Origin of the sequence: Prauserella muralis (genome assembly GCF_003202285.1) — a bacterium.
Lineage (GTDB): Bacteria > Actinomycetota > Actinomycetes > Mycobacteriales > Pseudonocardiaceae > Prauserella_B > Prauserella_B muralis.
Map to the genome: position 1 here is coordinate 936393 of NZ_MASW01000001.1, position 17853 is coordinate 954245.

A 17853-nucleotide genomic window follows, 5' to 3' on the forward strand; every position below is an offset into this window, starting at 1 on the left:
CGACTGTGGGGACTGACGAGGGGGGAACCGGCGTGCGCTACCGGGTAGAGGTGGCTGATCGCCCCGATGGGCTGTACGCGCTGTGGAACGGCGGGATCTTCCGCGCGCAACGATCGACGGCGGACGGAACCGTGCTGCTGGCCGTCCGGGACGGGGAGGAAACCCCGGAGGGCTTCGACACCGAATGGCAGGGCGTGCCCGCGAAGGTCGTGCCCGCTGCCGAGGCGCCCGCGACGTTCGGGCTGCACACCTACTGCTACTTCGACGACGAGGCCTACCGGGTCGAGCCACGCTCGGGCGACGGGGAGCTGACGTTGCGCTGGGCGGGCCGCGACGAGCGGCTCGCGGCGGAGCTGGGCCTCACCGGCTTCACCACGACCACCGACGACCCGGAGACCATCACCGCGCTGTGGCAGGAACGTCACGACTTCGCCGAGGCGTCCGCGCCGCGCAGCGAGCCGGGAAGCGGCGACACCCAGGCACTGCTGCGGGCCATCGGCCGCACGCTGCTGGGCTTCCTTCCGCCGGGCTGGCAGCGGGTCGGCGCGCAGTTCCGGCAGGTCGGCGACTACTCCGAGCTCGAGGTCAGGGCCGTCGCGGGCGACGTCGCCGTGTCACTGTCGGCCCCGCCCGAGCTGGGCCAGCTCTTCGGCCAGCTCCGCTCGGCGATGTACGAGCCCGACACCGGCACGTGGTTCCAGGGCACGTTCACCCTCGACGACGCGTCGAACTTCGACTTCGACTACGACGGCGACACCGAGCCGGACTGGCGGCTGCCTCCGCTGGGCCGTACCACCGCGCGCAGCTACGACGCCGAGCTGGGCTACTTCCCGCGCAAGAACGTCCCCACCTGGCTGGCGGTGAAGGCCGGGCTGCCCCTGGACGTGGCCTTCCAGCACGCCGCCGTGGTCGACAGCCACGTCGAGGGCGAGAAGCCGGTGGTCAACCGGCCACCGGTGCCGCAGGAGGAGGTGCCGCGCATCCTCGGCTACCTCTACCGTGCGCCGGTGGCCGTGAGCAGGCCGGGCCCGCTGCGCGACATCTTCGTGCCCGGAACGCCGCCGGCAGTGCCCGACGCCTTCCACACCGACGGCACCTGGATCTGGCCCGCCGCCGTGCCGCACTACCTGCGCCTGTACGGGGTGCCGCCGCAGCAGGAACTGCTCGACCACATCCGCGCGCACGACTACCGGCTGCCCTACGTCGGCGCCCGGCTCCGGGCGACCGCCGAAGCGGACCTGCTCGGCCAGCCGCGCCCGCCACGCACCCTGGACGACCTGCCGGAACGGGACCCGCTGGAGGAGCTGGAGCGGGGCGGCGAGCCGAAGCGGCCCCTGCGCGCCTCCGAGGTGCTGACCGTGCTGCGCAGACGGCTCGCCGAGCACGGCGTCGCGGACAGCGCCTACCGGATCGGGCAGCAGGCCGACGGCGCGTGGTGCCTGCGCCGGGTGCCCGGCGGCTGGGAGGTGGCGCGGCACGCGAACGGCGAGCCCGTCGACCCCCGCACCTTCGCCTCCGTGCACCACGCCGCCGAGGCCTTGCTCGGCGCGCTGCTGCTGGCACCGGGCCGGTCCCGGCTCGGCGTGCCCGCCGACGCCGAGGCACACGAACCGCCCGCCACCGCGACGGACTGGCCGATCCTTCCCCTGCGGGGCGAGCCGCCGCTGACCTACTACCGCGGCAAGCGGCTCGTCGTGCTCCCGGAGGGCACGACCGTGCAGCGCTACGGCAACGAGAGCGGCAACCTGGTGCATCCCGACGGCACGCCGTTTGCGCAGACGTCGCTGGCGTTCGAGCGCGAGTTCGACGTGCATCGTTACGTGCTGCGGCGCCCGGTGCACGTGCTCACCGGCGTCACGCTGCCCTGGGGGCCGCTGCCAGGAGGAGCGGTCGCCTACCTCCTGCCGCGGGCCGTCGGCCACCACGTCGAGTCGGGGGCGATGGAGCGGCTCAGCGAGGCACCCAGAGCGTGACGCGGGTGCCGCTGCCGGGCGTCGACTCGACGGTGGCGGTGCCGCCCACCTCGGCGAGCCTGGCCGTGATCGACTCGCTGATGCCGAACCCCGCCTTTCGCTCGCCGGGGCTGAACCCGGTGCCGTGGTCGCGGATGATCGTCGCGATCCCGCCGTCGCGCTCCTCGACCCGCACGACGGCGGTGTCGGTGCCCGAGTGCTTGAGCGTGTTCCGCAGTGCCTCCCGGACGGCGTCGCGCACGGCGAGCTGGCGCACCTCCGACAGCGTCGCGTCGTCCAGCTCGGCGGCGACGAGCTGGGCCCGCAACCCGTCGCGCGCCATCTCCGCGGCCAGCGCGGCCAGCTTCTCGGCCAGCGGGCCGCCCTCGGCGCCGCTGTCGGACTCCAGGTAGCGGCGCAGTGCGGTGGCCTCCGCGCGCGCCGTCCTGCGCAGGGTGTCCGCGTCGCCGCTGTCCGGCAGCGCCATCGCCTCCAGGGCCTGCAGCACCGTGTCGTGCAACCTGCGGTGCTGCACGGCCCGCTCGGCCAGCCTGCCGGTGCGGATGCCGTACGCCAGCGCGAGCCGGGTGCCGAGGCCGAGCAGCACGAGCGCGCCGGTCGCGGTCAGCAGCACGCCGAGCACGGTGCCCAGTACGGCGAACCCCGCCGTGAGGTCGAAACCTCCGCCCGAGGCCCACGCCATGCCGGCTCCGAGCGGGATGCTCGCGAGCGCGAGCGCCGCGCCTGCGGGCAGGCCGACGGCGAGGGTCAGCAGCGCGACGGCGCCGAGCAGGTGCTTGCTCGTGACCTCCGTGGCGGCGGCGAAGACCTCCGCGGGCACGGCCGCGGCAACGGCGAGGTTGGCGGCGAGTGTGAACGCCACGTCCAGCGCGAGGAGCCTGCCCGCCGCCCGGTCGCGGAACGGGGCCCTGCGCAGCAGCCACCACGCGCCACCGGCGTTCAGCGCGAAGGACAGTGCGGCGACGGCGCCGACCACCACCAGCGCTCGCGTGCCCCCTCCGCCCCGCGCGGCGAACGCCGCGAAGGCACCCGGCACCGCGACGAGCCGGTAGGCCAGCGGCACGAGCGCGACGTACCGGGCGGCCCGCAGCAGCAGCGTGTCCTGGAACGCGCCGTCCGCGGCCCCCGCCGCCATGTGCTGCATCCGCCGCAGGGCCCGCATCGGAGCAGGGTCGGCGACCTCGTCCGGCAGCTCCGTGGTTGCCGTCGCCAGCGCGGGCGCGCCGCGCCGGAGCAGGGAGGCGAGGAAGCCGCCCCGTCTTCGCGCGGGCCCGTCCGGATTCACTCGGCGCGCTCGATCCCCTGCTCGGCGGCCCACCGGTGGAGTTCGGCCACCGCCTCGTCGTGGTCGAGCGGGCCCCGGTCCAGCCGCAGCTCCTTGAGGTGCTTCCACGCCTTGCCGACCAGCGGTCCCGGCGGGATGCCGAGGATGCGCATGATCTCGTTGCCGTCGAGGTCGGGCCGCACGCGCGCGAGGTCCTCCTCCGCGGCGATGCGCTGGATGCGCTCCTCCAGGTCGTCGTAGGCGCGGCGCAGCGCGGCGGCCTTGCGCTTGTTGCGGGTGGTGCAGTCGGCGCGCACCAGCTTGTGCAGCCGGGGCAGCAGGTCGCCCGCGTCGGTGACGTAGCGGCGCACCGCGGAGTCGGTCCACTCGCCCTTGCCGTAGCCGTGGAAGCGCAGGTGCAGGTACACGAGCTGGGACACGTCGTTGACGATGTCCTTCGAGTACCGCAGAGCCCGCAAGCGCTTGCGGGTCATCTTGGCGCCGACCACCTCGTGGTGGTGGAAGCTCACGCCGCCACCCGGCTCGAACCGGCGGGTGGCGGGCTTGCCAATGTCGTGCAGCAGCGCGGCCAGCCGCAGCACGAGGTCGGGCTCGGTCGCGGGCTCGTGCGTGGTCTCCAGCTCGATCGCCTGCTCCAGCACGGTGAGCGAGTGCTGGTAGACGTCCTTGTGCTGGTGGTGCTCGTCGATCGCCAAGCGCATCCCGGGCACCTCGGGCAGCACGTGCTCGGCGAGCCCGGTGTCGACCATCAGCTCGATGCCGCGCCTCGGCGCCACCCCCAGCACCAGCTTGCTCAGCTCCGTCTGCACCCGCTCCGCGGTGATCCTGGCCAGCTCGCCCGCCATGTCGGTCATGGCCCTGACCACCCTCGGCGCGGGCTCGAGCCCGAGCTGCGCCACGAACCGCGCCGCCCGCAGCATCCGCAGCGGGTCGTCGGCGAACGACTCCTCCGGCGTGGCGGGCGTGTCCAGCGACCGGCGGCCCAGCGCCGCCAGCCCGCCACACGGGTCGACGAACTTCTTCTCCGCCAGGTCGATCGCCATGGCGTTCACCGTGAAGTCCCGCCGCACCAGGTCGCCCTCGATCGTGTCGCCGAACGACACCTCGGGGTTGCGGCTCACCCGGTCGTAGGAATCCGCGCGGAACGTCGTGATCTCCAGCGTGGCGCCCTTCTTCGCGGCGCCGACCGTGCCGAACTCGATGCCGGTGTCCCACACCGCCTCGGCCCAGCCGGCGAGGATCCGCTGTACGGCATCAGGGCGCGCGTCCGTGGTGAAGTCGAGGTCGGGGGAGAGCCTTCCGAGCAGCGCATCGCGCACGCTGCCGCCGACCAGGTACAGCCGGTGGCCCGCACGGGCGAACCGTGCGGCCAGCTCGTCGGCGACCGGAGAGATGCGCATCAGCTCGGTCACCGCGTTCTGTTTGGCGGCGGTGGCGTTCACCGGAATCCCACCCCCGGCATGGTGCTCTTACTACATACGCGGATCAACACGGACACGAGAAGCCAGCGTACCGGCGCCGCCGTTTGCTCTAGCATCGCAGCATGCCTGGATCGGCCGGTCGCTCCGGTGGCGCGAAACCGGGACGCCGGTCCCGGCGCCGCCGTGGCAGGCGGCTGACCACGGTGAACGAGACCTCCGCCGGGGGCTTGGTGGTCGATCCGGAACGTGAGCACGCCGTGCTCATCGGGCGGCTCGACCGTCAGGGCAGGCTGCTCTGGTCGCTGCCGAAGGGCCACATCGAGGACGGCGAGACCACCGAGCAGACCGCCGTGCGCGAGGTGAAGGAGGAGACCGGTATAACCGCGCACGTGCTGCATCCGCTGGGCACCATCGACTACTGGTTCGTCGCCGAGCGGCGCCGCGTGCACAAGACGGTGCACCACTTCGTGCTCGAGGCGGGCGGCGGCGAACTGTCCGACGAGGACGTCGAGGTGACCGAGGTCGCGTGGGTGCCGCTGCCCGAGCTCGAGAGCAGGCTTGCCTACGCCGACGAGCGCAAACTGGTCCGCAAGGCGCGAGAGATGTTCGAGGGAGCTACGGAGTGACGAGGGGCGGCGCGTTCGTGCTTGCGCTGGTGTTCCTCCTCGCGCAGGGACTGTTCGGCGGGCCGGTCTCGGCGCAGACCATCGAGCCGCCACCCGAGCGGCTCCACCTGGAGGTCCAGCAGCTGGCTCCGCGCATGGTGACGCCTGCCGACGACCAGGTGACCGTCACCGCGACCATCACCAACGTCGGCGACCGCCGCGTCTCCGACGTGGTGGCCCGGCTTCAGGTCGGCGCGCCGCTGACCACCGAGGACGAGCTCGCCCAGTCCGTCACCGAGGCGCCCCCCGCCGACGCGGGCGCCTCCGAATGGGTCGGCATCACCGGTGAGCTGCAGCCGCGGCAGCGGAAGTCGTTCACCCTCACCGTCCCCGCCGCGGAGCTGGGCCTCTCGTCGCCCGGCGTCTACCCGCTGCTGGTCAACGTCAACGGCACCCCCGACTACGGCGGCGCCGCCCGGCTGGCGGAGCTGAACCTGCTGATGCCGGTGCTCGACCCGCCGAGCGAGGCCGGGCCCGCTCCGCTGTCGATGTTGTGGCCGATCGCGGGCGCGCGGCCCCGCGTCGTGGGCACGACCGACGAGGGCAGGGTCGTGCTCTCCGACGACGCGCTGGCCGACGAGCTGCGGCCGGGCGGGCGGCTGGACGCGCTCGTCGCGGCGGCGGCCGCCCGGCGCGACAGCCCCCTGTTCGGCTCGCTGTGCTTCGCCGTCGACCCCGACCTGCTCGACACGGTGGCCGCGATGCGTGAGGGCTACCAGGTCGAGACGCCGGGCGGGCGGGTCGACGGCACAGGACGCGAGCACGCGAAGCGCTGGCTGGACTCACTGAAGAGCCTGGTCGCGGGGCACTGCGTGATCCAGATCCCGTACGCCGACGCGGACCTGACGGCACTGTCCCGAGTGCGCTCGGGCACCGATCTGGTGCGGCACGCACTCAACGGCGCCTCGATCCTGAGCACCCTCGACGTGCAGCAGCGGCCCGGCGTGCTCTGGCCGGGCAGCAGCCTGGACACCGCCGCCCTGCGCAGGGCCGCCGACGCGGGCGCGCGCACGATCGTCGCCGACCCCACCCAGCTGGAGTCGGGCGAGGAGGGCCTCGCCGGGCCGACGACCGTCGACGGCACCGGCGTCACCGTGGTGCCCTACGACCCCGCCGTCGCCGCCGCGTTCGCGGGCGACCGGGGCAGGGGCACCAGCGCCACCGCGCCGGCCGACCAACCGAACGTGGCCACCCAGAACGGCATCGCGGCCATCGCCTTCCGCGCCGGTCTCGGCGAGGGAGAGCCGGGGGGCACGGTGCTCGCGGCCCCACCACACGCCTGGGACGCGCCGGTCGGGGAGTTCGGCGCGCTGCTGGACTCGCTCGGTGCGATGGTCGCGGCCGGGATGCTCCAGCCGACGCCGCTGGAGCAGGTGCTCGCCGCCCCGCAGGCGGGCAGCGCCACGCTGGCCGCGGGTGAGGAGGCCGTCGAAAGCACCTCGGGGATCAGCTCCGGGGTCATCGCGGAACTGTCGGCCGTCGAACACACCGCCGCCGACCTGCGCGGCGCGATGTCGGTGGACGCCACCCGGCAGGTGCAGCCGGTGTCGGTGATCCAGCCACTGCACAACGCCGTGGTGCGGGCCACCTCGACCACCTGGCGCGGCCCCCGGGCCAGGCAGGCGGCCGCTGCCGACGCGACCCACCAGGCGGACGCGCTGCGGGGCCGGGTGACGGTCGCCACGCCGTCGCAGCCCATCTCGCTCGCCTCCGGGTCGAGCCCGCTGCCGGTGACACTGACCAACACGCTGCCGGTGGCCGTCACGGTGCGGATCCGGCTCGAGAACTTCGCCGGGCTGCGGCCTGCCCGCGTGCCCGACACGGTGCTCGCCGCCAACAGCAGTGTGCCGCGTCTCATCCCGGCCGAGGCGCTGCGCTCAGGGCGGTTCAGCATCGACGTGTCGCTCGTGACACCCGGCGGCACACGGCTGGGCTCGCCCGCACGGCTCGAACTCACGTCCAACGAGTTCGGCGTGGTCACCGTCGTGCTGACCGCGACGGCGGCCGGCGCACTGGTCCTGCTCTCGGCCCGCCGGATCTACCAGCGGGTAAGCCGCCGTAAGGCCGATCGGTCCTGAGTTTCGGGCCGACCCGGATTACCCTGAAGCGACCGCTTGACCGCTGAGTGATGGGGCGCGTGTTGGACAGAGAGCCGGGCCTGCCGCCCGAGCGTGCGGGGAGGCCTCCGCGTCCGGACCGTGTTCCACCAGGCCGTTCAGGACGCAGGCCGCCACCCGACGGCCGGGAGCAGCCTCCTGCGCCGCAACGCAGGAGGCAGCCGCCCCCTGCCGAACGGGGCCGCGAGGGGCAGCCCGATCCCCGGAGCAACGGCCAGCCGCCGCGGCGCATGCCACCCCCTCCGCCCCGCACCAGGCAGGTACCCGCCCGGCAGCAGCCACCGCCCGCGCAGCCGCCCGCACAACCCCCGGCCGCGCCCCCGCGCCGGGGCAGGCCTGGCGAGCCGCCGCCGCGCAGGCAGGCGCCGGTGCGCCCGTGGCGGCAGGAGGAACAGCGGCGGCAGCCGCCCCCGCAGACGCCCCCGCCCAGCAGGCAGGGCGACGCGACGATGTTCATCCCGCGCGACCGGGGAGTGCCGCCCGGGGTCCGGTGGCCCGCGGCCGATCCGGACGTGCTGCGGCCCTACGACGAGCTCGCCACGCGGATGATGCCGCGCATCCTGGACGGGCCACGGCCGTCGGAGCCGATCGGCGACCGGCTGCCCGCCGTCCAGCTGGAGCGGCCCAAGGAGGAGCCCGCCAAGGCCCCGTCGCTGGCCAAGGCGAGCGGCCGCATGGCCATCGCCACGCTGACCAGCCGCATCACCGGCTTCGCGTGGAAGGTGATGCTGGCGTGGGTGGCCACGCTCGGCGTGCTGTACGACTCGTTCACCGTCGCCAACACGCTGCCACTGATCATCAACGAGCTGCTGCTCGGCGGCGTGCTCACCAGTGTGGTGGTGCCGCTGCTGGTGCGCTCGCAGGACGACGAGGACGGCGGCGAGGCCTACACCCAGCGGCTCGTCACGATGGCACTCACCGTGCTCGGGGTCGGCGCCGTCGTGTCGACGGCGTGCGCACCGTGGCTCACGAGCCTGCTCATGGACGACACCGGCGACGCCAACCCACAGCTGGCCACGTGGTTCGCCTACCTGCTGCTGCCCGGCCTGCTGTTCTACGGGCTGTTCGCGGTGCTGTCGGCCGTGCTCAACGCCAAGCAGATCTTCGGGCCCGCCCAGTGGGCTCCGGTGGTGAACAACCTCGTCATCTTCGCCACCATCGGCACCTTCGCGATCGTGCCCGGCGACCCGACGATCATCCCGACGCGGATGAGCGATCCGAAGGTGCTCGTACTCGGCATCGGCGTGCTCACCGCCATGGTCGCGCAGGCCATGTTCCTCATCCCGGCGCTGCGCCGTTCCGGCTTCCGGTTCCGCTGGCGCTGGGGCATCGACGAGCGGCTCAAGGAGTTCGGCGGGCTCGCCGCGTGGATCCTCGGCTACGTCGTGGTCAGCCAGATCGGCATGGTCGTCAACACCAGGGTGCTCACCGCGGGCGCCGCGGGCGGCCCCTCGATCTACTCCAACGCGTGGCTGCTCTTCCAGCTGCCGTACGGCGTCATCGGCGTGTCCCTGCTCACCGCGCTGATGCCGAAGATGAGCAGGGCCGCCGCCGACGGCGACTACCGCAGGCTCGTCGGCGACCTCTCCTACGGCTCACGGCTGACCACCCTGCTGCTGCTGCCCGTCTCGGCGGTGATGGCGGTGGCGGGCACCTCGATCGGCATCGCGCTGTTCGCGCTCGGCAAGGGCTCGGTCGCCGACGCCGAACGCCTGGGCCAGGCGCTCGCGATCTCGGCGTTCGGGCTGCTGCCGTACGCGCTGGTGATGCTGCAGATGCGCGTGTTCTACGCGATGAAGGACTCCCGCACGCCGACGCTGATCATGGTCGTGATGACCGCGGTCAAGATCCCGCTGCTCTACCTCGCCTCGGGTGTGCTGCACCCGGTGAACGTGGTGCTCGGCGTGATGATGGTGAACTCGCTGGTGTTCGTCGTCGGCGCGGTGCTCGGCCAGGTGTGGCTGTGGGTCAAGCTCGGCAACCTGCGCAGCAAGCGCGTGCTCGGCGTCATCCTGTTCACCGTCGTCGCGAGCGGTCTGGGGGCGCTGGCCGCCTCCCTCGTCGGCATGGTCGTGCCGGACGCCCTCGGCGCGATCCTCGGCGCCTGGGTGAAACTCGTGTTGCAGGGCATCGTCGGCATCGCCGTCTCGTTCGGGGTCCTCATCGCGCTGAAGGTGGACGAGCTCACCCCGGTCACCCGCCGGATCACCCGGCTGCTCCGCCGCGCGTAGCCCGTCCGTGCGGACGCGGTTGCCGTCCGCATGCCGCACATCGCACGTCCGGGGCCGGGTTCACGTACCCTCGTGCACGAGGAGTTGGAGGCGAGCGAAGGCAGGGGGTCCGACCCGAGTGGGCACGAGTACACGGGGTGGATCGCTGGCGCCCGGTGGGGTGGTCGGCGACGGCCGCTACCGGCTGCTTGCCCAGTTCGGCATCGACGAGCGCGCGGGCGCCCACCTGTGGCGGGCGCGGGACGGGCAGCTGCGCCGCGACGTGGCGCTGACGATGCTGGTCGGCGACCCGGCCGACGCCGAGGCGGCCCGCCTCGGGCGGCGGACCCTCGAACGCGCCGCCCACGCCGCCAAGTTCAACCATCCCGGTGTGGCACGGGTGCTCGACGTGCTCAGCCTCGGCAACGGCATCAGCTCCAGCGAGGGGCTGCTCGGCATCGTCGTGGCCGAATGGACGAAGGGCACCGACCTCATCGACCTGGTCGCCGAGCGGCCCGCGGAGCCGGCCACCGCCGCGCGCATGGTGCAGGCACTCGCCGAGTCCGTGGAGCTGGCCCACCAGTCCGGGCTCGTGCTCGGGCTCGACCACCCGCAGCGGCTGCGGCTCACCCCGGACGGCAGGCTGCGGCTGGCGTTTCCCGGCCCGCTGCCCGACGCCACGCTGCGCGACGACGTGAAGGCGCTCGGCGCCGTGCTGTACCTGCTGCTCACCGGGCGCTGGGCGCTGCAGGGCGGACCTCCAGCCGTGCCGGCCGCGCCACGCTCCCCGACCGGCAGGGTCGTGCCGCCCAAGTCGCTGGAGCCGCGCGTGCCGCAGGAACTCTCGGCGCTGGCCGTACGCACCATCGAGGACGGCGGGCACGGCGGCATCCGGACCAGTGCCGCCATCCTCCGGATGCTGGAGCAGGCCGCCGAGGCCGAGGAGCGCACCAGGCTCATCAGCAAGGACCCCAGCGTCGACCCGGACGGCACCGTCTGGACGACGAAACGGCCGGTCAAGGACGCGGCGAGACGCCGAAAGCTCGCGTTGGGTGTCACCGTGCTCGTGGTCGCCGCCGTGGGCATCCTGGCGTGGCTCGGCATGATGGCCATCAGCTTCTTCCAGGACGATCCGGGCGCCAGCGGGCCCAAGGTGAACCTGGCCGAGCAAAGCACGGCCCGGCAGCAGCCACCGCCGGAGGACAAGCAGCAGCCGGCCAAGCCGCCCGCGGGTGCCACCGGGCAGCCGGTGACGCCCGCGGACGTCGCGGTCTACAACCCGGAGGGCGAGGGCGACAGCGTCGACGAGGCGGGTCTCGCCATCGACGGCGACCCGGCGACGGCCTGGCGCACCGACGAGTACAAGCAGCAGTTCCCCACGTTCAAGTCCGGCGTCGGGCTCGTCGCGACGTTCGAGCAGCCGATCAACCTGTCGAAGGTGCGCATCACCGCCGAGAGCCCTGGCACCGCCGTGGAGATCCGGGTCGCGGACGAGGCGAACCCGCCGCTGGACGCCACACGGGTCGTGGCCTCCGGCTCGCTCGACGGCACCGAGACCGAACTGTCCCTGCAACAGCCTGCGTCGACGCGGTACGTGTTCGTGTGGATCACGACGCTGTCCGGCGAGGCACCCGAGCACGCCTCGGAAATCGGCGAGGTCACCTTCCTGCCTGCCGCATGAACCCGCACGCCGACCCTTAGTAGTCTCTCCGGGTGACCGCAGCAGCGCCCACTGATGCCGATCTCATAGCCGCGCACGCAGCCGGTGACCCGCAGGCGTTCAACGAACTGGTACGGCGGCATCGCGACCGCATGTGGGCCGTGGCGCTGCGGACGGTGCGCGACCCCGAGGAGGCGGCGGACGCGCTGCAGGAGGCGTTCATCTCCGCGTTCAGGGCGGCCGCGAACTTCCGCGCCGAGTCGCAGGTCACCACATGGCTGCACCGGATCGTGGTCAACGCCTGCCTCGACCGCGTGCGCAGGCGGCAGGCCAGACCGACGGTGCCGCTGCCCGAGCAGGGCCACAACGAACCCGCCGTGCCGCGCGACTCGATGGCCGAACGCGAGACGAGGCTGGTGATCGCCGACGCACTCGACCAGCTTCCCGACGACCAGCGCGTGCCGATCGTGATGGTGGACGTCGAGGGATACTCGGTGGCCGAGACGGCGAAACTGCTGAACATCGCCGAGGGAACCGTGAAAAGCCGGTGCGCCCGGGGCCGTGCCAAACTCGCCAAACTTCTCGGGCATCTGCGGAACCCGGACTCGACCGGCGACGTCCCAACTCACGAAAGCAAACACGGGGAGGGACGATGACGGACGAGTACAGGGGGTCGGGTGGGGCCGTCGGCCCCCCGTGGTCTGTCGACGTGCTCGCCGACCTGCATGCCGGAGTGCTCGACGAGCACGAGGCGGCCGAACTGTGGCCACGCGTGAACGCCGACCCCGAGGCCCGCGCCGTCATCGACGCGCTCGAGGCCACCTCCACGGACCTCCGCACGCTCGCGGCCGCCCCGGCCGAGCCCATGCCCGCCGACGTCGCGGCCCGGATCGACGCCGCACTCGCCCAGGAGGCGCAGGCGCGAGGGTCGTCGAACGTCGTCGGCATCGACGCCGCGCGCAGGCGCCGCAACCGCCGCGCGGGCTGGGGAGCGGGCCTGCTCGCCGCCGCGGCCGCCGTGGTGGCCGGTGTGCTCATCACGGTGCCGGACGGCACGGGCAACGAGACGGGTGGTATCGCCGAGCCCGCTCCCAGCAGCACCGGTGGCGACCTGCCGGCCCCCGGCGGCATTCTCGGCGTCCGCGACTTCGGGCCGCTGGAGAACGAGCAGCGGCTCGACGCCTGTCTCGAGGCCAACAGCATCGACCCGGACCGCAAGCCCGCGGGCATCCGGCCCGCCACGATCGACGGCAAGCCCGCCGTCATCGTGCTCTACACCACCGGCCAGGTGGCGCAGTACCGCCTGGTGGCGCTCGCCGCCGACTGTGGTCAGGACAACCCCGGCCTGCTGCGCGACGAGATCATCGGCAAGGGCGGCAACTGACACGAACATGCACGTCACGGGCCCGTCTTTCCACGTCGTGGGAGGACGGGCCCGTTTCGCGGCGGCACACGTCACCGTAGGGAACACCCACGCCTACGATCGTGTTGAGGCTGGTAGCCAGGTCTGTCGAAGCGGAGGTCACGGGTGGCTGGAGAGGACGTTCGGAACCTGATCATCGTGGGGTCGGGTCCCGCTGGGTACACGGCTGCCGTGTACGCGGCGCGAGCACAACTGGAGCCGCTGGTCTTCGAGGGCTCGCAGTTCGGCGGCGCGCTGATGACCACGACGGAGGTCGAGAACTATCCGGGCTTCCGCTCCGGGATCCAGGGTCCGGAGCTGATGGAGGAGATGCGCGAGCAGGCCAAGGTCTTCGGCGCCGACCTGCGCAGCGAGGACGTGGAGGAGCTCGAGCTCACCGGCCCGGTCAAGTACGTCACCGCGAACGGCAAGCGCTACGCGGCCAGGGCCGTGGTGCTCGCCATGGGTGCGGCGGCCCGCTACCTGGGCGTCCCCGGCGAGCAGGAGCTGCTCGGCCGTGGGGTCTCCTCGTGTGCCACCTGCGACGGCTTCTTCTTCCGCGACCACGACATCGCCGTGGTCGGCGGCGGCGACTCGGCGATGGAGGAGGCCACCTTCCTCACCAAGTTCGCCCGCTCCGTGACGATCGTGCACCGGAGGGAGGAGTTCCGCGCCTCCCGGATCATGCTCGAAAGGGCGAGGGCCAACGAGAAGATCCGCTGGAAGCTGAACTCGCAGATCAGCGAGGTGCTCGGCGACGGGAAGGTGTCCGGACTGAAGCTGAAGGACACGGTCACCGGCGAGGAGTCCACGCTCGACGTCACCGGCTTCTTCGTCGCGATCGGCCACGACCCGCGCAGCGAACTGGTGCGCGGCCAGGTGGACCTCGACGACGCCGGGTACGTGCTGACCAAGGGCCGCAGCTCCTACACGAGCCTCGACGGCGTGTTCGCGGCCGGCGACCTCGTCGACCACACGTACCGGCAGGCCATCACCGCGGCGGGCAGCGGCTGCGCGGCCGCGATCGACGCGGAGCGCTGGCTCGCCGAGAACGCCGGGGTGGAAGAGGCCAGCGAGGCATCCGAACTTGTGGGCGGCGGCTACGCGGCCCGCGCCAACTGAAAGACGACAGGAGAATTCATGAGCGACACCGTGAAGGTGACCGATCAGAGCTTCGCCGACGAGGTGCTGACCAGCGACAAGCCGGTGCTCGTCGACTTCTGGGCGACGTGGTGCGGGCCGTGCAAGATGGTCGCCCCCGTGCTCGAGGAGATCGCCACCGAGCACAAGGACAAGATCAAGATCGGCAAGCTGGACATCGACGAGAACCCGAACACGGCTCGTGACTACCAGGTGATGTCGATCCCGACCCTGATCCTGTTCCAGGGCGGCAAGCCGGTGAAGCAGATCGTGGGCGCCAAGCCCAAGGCCGCGCTGCTGTCCGACCTGTCCGACGTGCTCTGAGCGGCACGAATTCGCCGGGAACCCGGGCGGCGCGCACTGACCGCGCCCCCGGGTTTTCTCATGATGTGGACGCCTCCGCCCAGGTGACGCACGGACCGGGCCTACGCGCTTACGGAGAGTTCGCAAGGCACAATAGGGGCCGCGGGGCCGCCTGGTCCTGTAACCGATTTGGACAGCATCGAGCGCACTTGGTGCCCAAGGAAGAGCGAGGAGTGCATGCGGGTACTCCGCCGCGGCGACACCGGACCGGAGGTCGCCGAGATCAGGTCCATGCTCTCGGGTCTGGATCTGCTGCCTCCCGGTGACGGGTCCGACGGATATGGGACCTTCGACGCGGTGGTCGAGCACGCCGTCCGCGCGTTCCAGCAGCGTAGGGGCCTGATCACGGACGGCATCGTCGGGCCCGCGACCTATCGCGCGCTGCGCGGGTCGAGCTACCACCTGGGCAGCAGGCCGCTCGCCTACCTCATCTCCTCGCCGGTGCACGGCGACGACGTGTTCACGCTGCAGGAGCGGCTCACCGAACTGGGCTACGACGCGGGCCGGCCGGACGGTGGCTTCGGCCCGCAGACGGAGCGGGCCCTGCGCAACTTCCAGCGCGACTACGGCCTCACCGTCGACGGCATCTGCGGCCCGGCCACCGTGCGGGCGCTGCGGCAGCTTTCGCCGCGTGCGCGTGGTGGCCGGCCGGTGTTCCTGCGGGAGCAGGAGCAGGTCCGCAGGGCGGGGCCGAGGCTGCGTGGCAAGCGGATCGTCATCGACCCCGGTCACGGCGGCCCCGACCTCGGCGTCGCCGTGAACGGCGTGCACGAGTCGGAGGTCGCGTGGGACCTCGCGCGCCGCCTGGAGGGCCGGATGAAGGCCACCGGGATGGAGGCGCTCATCTCCCGTGGCCCCGGGCACAGCCCTTCCGAGCTGGAGCGCGCCCAGTTCGCCAACGAGGCGGGCGCCGACCTGTTCCTGTCCCTGCACTGCGACGGCAACCGCTCGCCGTTCGCCCAGGGTGTGGCGAGCTTCCACTTCGGAACCGGCAACGGCACCACGTCGACGGTCGGCGAGCTGCTCGCGGGCTACATCCAGCGCGAGCTGGCGGCACGGACGGGCATGCTCGACTGCCGCACGCACCCGAAGACGTGGGACATCTTCACCCGTACCCGCTGCCCCGCGGTCCGCGTGGAGATCGGTTACCTGACCAACCAGGAGGACCGGCGCAGGCTGTCCGACCCGTCGTTCCGGGACGTGGTGGCCGAGGGCATCCTCGTCGCCGTCAAGCGGCTCTACCTGCTCGGGGAGAACGACCAGCCGACCGGCACGTTCACCTTCGCCGACGTGCTCGCCCACGAACTGCTGAAGGCCGAGTAGCCGCACCCTCCACACCCGGGCTGTGGACAACCGGGCGGGTTGTGCACAGATCTGTGGACAACTCAGGCTGGGGAGGTGTGGATCTCCGCCCGATGCGCTGCACGACGATCACTAGGCACGCGCGGTGCTCGCGGTCGCCGTCGTGACCGACACCTGGCCGAGCAGCTTCTCCAGCGCGGCCTCCACGTCTTCCTTCCAGGAGATCGCCGAGCGCAGCTCCAGGCGCAGCCGGGGCCAGCGCGGATGCGGCTGCACGGTCTTGAAGCCCACACTCTGCAGGAACGCCGCGGGCACCACACACGTGTGCTCGCCGGGGTCGTCGTCGGGCCGGGCGTCACCGAAGGCCTCGATGGCCCGCACACCGCGCCGCGTCAGGTCCTTGGCCACCGCCTGCACCAGCACGCGGCCCAGCCCGCCACCGCGGAACTCAGGCGCCACGTGGAACGCCGTCAGCAGCACGGCGTCGGCACTGGGCGGAGAGGTGGGGAACGCGTGCGCCCTCGGCACCGCACTCGGCGGGGCGTACAACACGAAGCCGACCGGCAGCTCGCCGCTGTGGATGATGCGCCCGCACGAGCCCCACTCCAGGAGCACGCCGGACACCCAGGCTTCCTTCTCGACCTCGGTCTCGCCGAACTCCTCGGCCTGCTCCCGCAGATGCGGAGCGAGCTCCCAGTACACGCAACGACGGCAGTGCAGCGGCAGCTGCTCCAGGTTGTCCAGCGTGACGCCCACGACGCGTCGCGACACCAAACCTCCCCGGGAGACGCCTGAGCAGATCCGGGCCCGGCGCGCACGCACGGCGCGGCAACAGGACCCGGGCACGAGCATAGGCCGATGTGACAAGGCACGGAAAGCCGGGAGTGGCCCAACCGCCTGACGTTACACTCGTCAGGGTCTACCCGCAGGTGGATCGACCGACAGCCGACGGAGCTTTTCGAAGCAGACAGAAGTATGCGATGACTGCCTCTCAGCCGCCCGAGCACAGACCGGGGTCCGAGCCCGGCCGACACAACCTCGACCCGCATCTCGACCGCTACGCCGCGCGTACCGCGGGGATGACGGCGTCCGAGATCCGAGCGTTGTTCGCGGTGGCGAGCAGGCCCGAGGTCGTCTCGCTGGCCGGAGGCATGCCGAACCTCGCCGCGCTGCCGCTGGACTCGCTGTCCAGGCAGATGGCCGAGCTGATCGCCGAGGACGGCCTCGTCGCGCTCCAGTACGGCTCCGCGCACGGCGTCCCCGGCCTGCGTGAGCAGATCTGCGAGATCATGGCCATGGAGGGCATCTCGGCCCATCCTGACGACGTCGTGGTGACCGTCGGCTCGCAGATGGGCCTCGACATGGTGACCCGGCTGTTCTGCGATCCCGGCGACGTCGTCATCGCCGAGGGCCCGTCCTACGTCGGCGCGCTCGGCTCGTTCGCCGCGTACCAGGCGAACGTCGTGCACGTCGCGATGGACGACGACGGCCTGGTGCCCGAGGCGCTGCGTCAGGCGCTGGCCGAAGCCGCTCGCCACGACAGGCGGGTGAAGTTCCTCTACACGATCCCGAACTTCCACAATCCCGCAGGCGTGACCCTGGCGACGGAACGCCGCGCCGAGATCCTGGAGATCTGCGCCGAGCACGGGGTGCTGGTGATCGAGGACAACCCGTACGGGCTGCTGGGCTTCGACGGCCAGACCTACCCGGCGCTGCGGTCGATGGACCCGGACAACGTCGTGTACCTGGGCTCGTTCTCCAAGACGTTCGCCTCCGGCCTGCGGGTGGGCTGGGTGCTCGCGCCGCACGCCGTCCGCGAGAAGCTGGTGCTGGCCGCCGAGTCGGCCACGCTGTGCCCGCCCACCCTCAACCAGCTCGTGGTATCGCGCTACCTGTCGACACACGACTGGAAGGGCCAGATCAAGACGTTCCGGGAGAACTACCGCGAGCGCCGCGACGCCATGCTGTCGGCGCTGGAGCAACACCTGCCGCCCGGCTGCACCTGGACCCGGCCTGACGGCGGCTTCTACGTCTGGGTGACCGTGCCCGAGGGAGTCGACACCAAGGCGATGCTGCCGCGCGCGGTCACCGCCCGGGTCGCGTACGCGTCGGGCACGGGCTTCTACTCCGACGGCTTCGGCAGCAGGCAGATGCGCCTGTCGTACTGCTACCCGACGCCCGAACGCATCCGTGAGGGCGTGCGGCGGCTCGCGGGCGTGCTGGAGTCCGAGATGGAACTGGTGCGCACGTTCGGTAGCGTCACCACGCGCGCCGTGTCCGGGCCCCAGTTCCCCGGGCCCGACACGGCCTGATCA

At 72.2% G+C, this 17853-nt stretch carries 14 protein-coding genes; 11 read left to right on the forward strand and 3 right to left on the reverse strand.

The window, feature by feature from the left end; genetic code table 11:
* Positions 1-32: 32 nt before the first annotated feature.
* On the forward strand, positions 33-1973 hold the full coding sequence (locus BAY60_RS05395) for a TNT domain-containing protein (RefSeq protein WP_112279678.1): 1941 nt from the start codon (positions 33-35) through the stop codon (positions 1971-1973).
* Here the strand turns inward: BAY60_RS05395 and BAY60_RS05400 are convergent.
* Both BAY60_RS05400 and BAY60_RS05405 read right to left on the reverse strand, forming a co-directional pair.
* Positions 1951-3258 carry a sensor histidine kinase gene (locus BAY60_RS05400; RefSeq protein WP_112279679.1) on the reverse strand — a complete coding sequence of 436 codons (1308 nt, stop codon included), beginning with the start codon at positions 3256-3258 and terminating at the stop codon, positions 1951-1953. The genes BAY60_RS05395 and BAY60_RS05400 overlap by 23 nt on opposite strands.
* A complete protein-coding gene (locus BAY60_RS05405; protein WP_112279680.1) occupies positions 3255-4700 on the reverse strand; it encodes a CCA tRNA nucleotidyltransferase in 1446 nt (481 codons plus the stop codon). Before BAY60_RS05405 ends, BAY60_RS05400 begins: the two co-directional genes overlap by 4 nt.
* A gap of 101 nt (positions 4701-4801) precedes the next feature.
* On the opposite strand from BAY60_RS05405, the gene BAY60_RS05410 reads away from it, so the two are divergent.
* The 9 genes from BAY60_RS05410 (at position 4802) to BAY60_RS05450 (ending at position 15559) form a co-directional block, all read left to right on the forward strand.
* Positions 4802-5305 carry an NUDIX hydrolase gene (locus BAY60_RS05410; RefSeq protein ID WP_112279681.1) on the forward strand — a complete coding sequence of 168 codons (504 nt, stop codon included), beginning with the start codon at positions 4802-4804 and terminating at the stop codon, positions 5303-5305.
* Positions 5302-7422 carry a DUF6049 family protein gene (locus tag BAY60_RS05415; protein WP_112279682.1) on the forward strand — a complete coding sequence of 707 codons (2121 nt, stop codon included), beginning with the start codon at positions 5302-5304 and terminating at the stop codon, positions 7420-7422. The genes BAY60_RS05410 and BAY60_RS05415 overlap by 4 nt, the downstream gene beginning before the upstream one ends.
* A 407-nt stretch (positions 7423-7829) precedes the next feature.
* The gene (murJ, locus tag BAY60_RS05420) at positions 7830-9692 is read left to right on the forward strand and encodes a murein biosynthesis integral membrane protein MurJ (RefSeq protein ID WP_112279683.1); all 1863 of its coding nucleotides are present in this window, start codon (positions 7830-7832) and stop codon (positions 9690-9692) included.
* Positions 9693-9810: 118 nt separating this feature from the next.
* Positions 9811-11352 (forward strand): protein kinase family protein, encoded by a 1542-nt coding sequence (locus BAY60_RS05425; protein ID WP_112279684.1) that lies wholly within the window; start codon positions 9811-9813, stop codon positions 11350-11352.
* Positions 11353-11384: 32 nt separating this feature from the next.
* Positions 11385-11987: an RNA polymerase sigma factor SigM gene (gene sigM, locus BAY60_RS05430; RefSeq protein ID WP_112279685.1), complete on the forward strand. Its 603-nt coding sequence runs from the start codon at positions 11385-11387 to the stop codon at positions 11985-11987.
* Positions 11984-12715, forward strand: a complete 732-nt coding sequence (locus tag BAY60_RS05435) for a hypothetical protein (RefSeq protein ID WP_112279686.1) — start codon at positions 11984-11986, stop codon at positions 12713-12715. The genes sigM and BAY60_RS05435 overlap by 4 nt, the downstream gene beginning before the upstream one ends.
* Before the next feature lie 144 nt (positions 12716-12859).
* A complete protein-coding gene (gene trxB / locus BAY60_RS05440) occupies positions 12860-13855 on the forward strand; it encodes a thioredoxin-disulfide reductase (protein ID WP_112279687.1) in 996 nt (331 codons plus the stop codon).
* Positions 13856-13873: 18 nt separating this feature from the next.
* On the forward strand, positions 13874-14197 hold the full coding sequence (gene trxA / locus BAY60_RS05445) for a thioredoxin (RefSeq protein ID WP_112279688.1): 324 nt from the start codon (positions 13874-13876) through the stop codon (positions 14195-14197).
* A 216-nt stretch (positions 14198-14413) separates the two neighbouring features.
* A complete protein-coding gene (locus tag BAY60_RS05450) occupies positions 14414-15559 on the forward strand; it encodes an N-acetylmuramoyl-L-alanine amidase (protein WP_112279689.1) in 1146 nt (381 codons plus the stop codon).
* A gap of 111 nt (positions 15560-15670) precedes the next feature.
* Here BAY60_RS05450 and BAY60_RS05455 read toward each other — a convergent pair whose 3' ends face one another.
* On the reverse strand, positions 15671-16309 hold the full coding sequence (locus tag BAY60_RS05455; RefSeq protein ID WP_112279690.1) for a GNAT family N-acetyltransferase: 639 nt from the start codon (positions 16307-16309) through the stop codon (positions 15671-15673).
* 209 nt (positions 16310-16518) lie between these two features.
* Here BAY60_RS05455 and BAY60_RS05460 point away from each other — a divergent pair, with 209 nt between their 5' ends.
* Complete coding sequence (locus BAY60_RS05460) at positions 16519-17850, forward strand: aminotransferase-like domain-containing protein (RefSeq protein WP_112279691.1); 1332 nt, start codon at positions 16519-16521, stop codon at positions 17848-17850.
* The last annotated feature ends 3 nt before the right edge of the window (positions 17851-17853 follow it).

What these genes read in the sequence shown, in the direction of transcription:
- BAY60_RS05410 (WP_112279681.1), top strand. Translation starts at nt 4,802, where the DNA reads ATGCCTGGATCGGCCGGTCGCTCCGGTGGCGCGAAACCGGGACGCCGG.
- BAY60_RS05435 (WP_112279686.1), top strand. Translation starts at nt 11,984, where the DNA reads ATGACGGACGAGTACAGGGGGTCGGGTGGGGCCGTCGGCCCCCCGTGG.
- trxA (WP_112279688.1), top strand. Translation starts at nt 13,874, where the DNA reads ATGAGCGACACCGTGAAGGTGACCGATCAGAGCTTCGCCGACGAGGTG.
- BAY60_RS05450 (WP_112279689.1), top strand. Translation starts at nt 14,414, where the DNA reads ATGCGGGTACTCCGCCGCGGCGACACCGGACCGGAGGTCGCCGAGATC.
- BAY60_RS05460 (WP_112279691.1), top strand. Translation starts at nt 16,519, where the DNA reads ATGACTGCCTCTCAGCCGCCCGAGCACAGACCGGGGTCCGAGCCCGGC.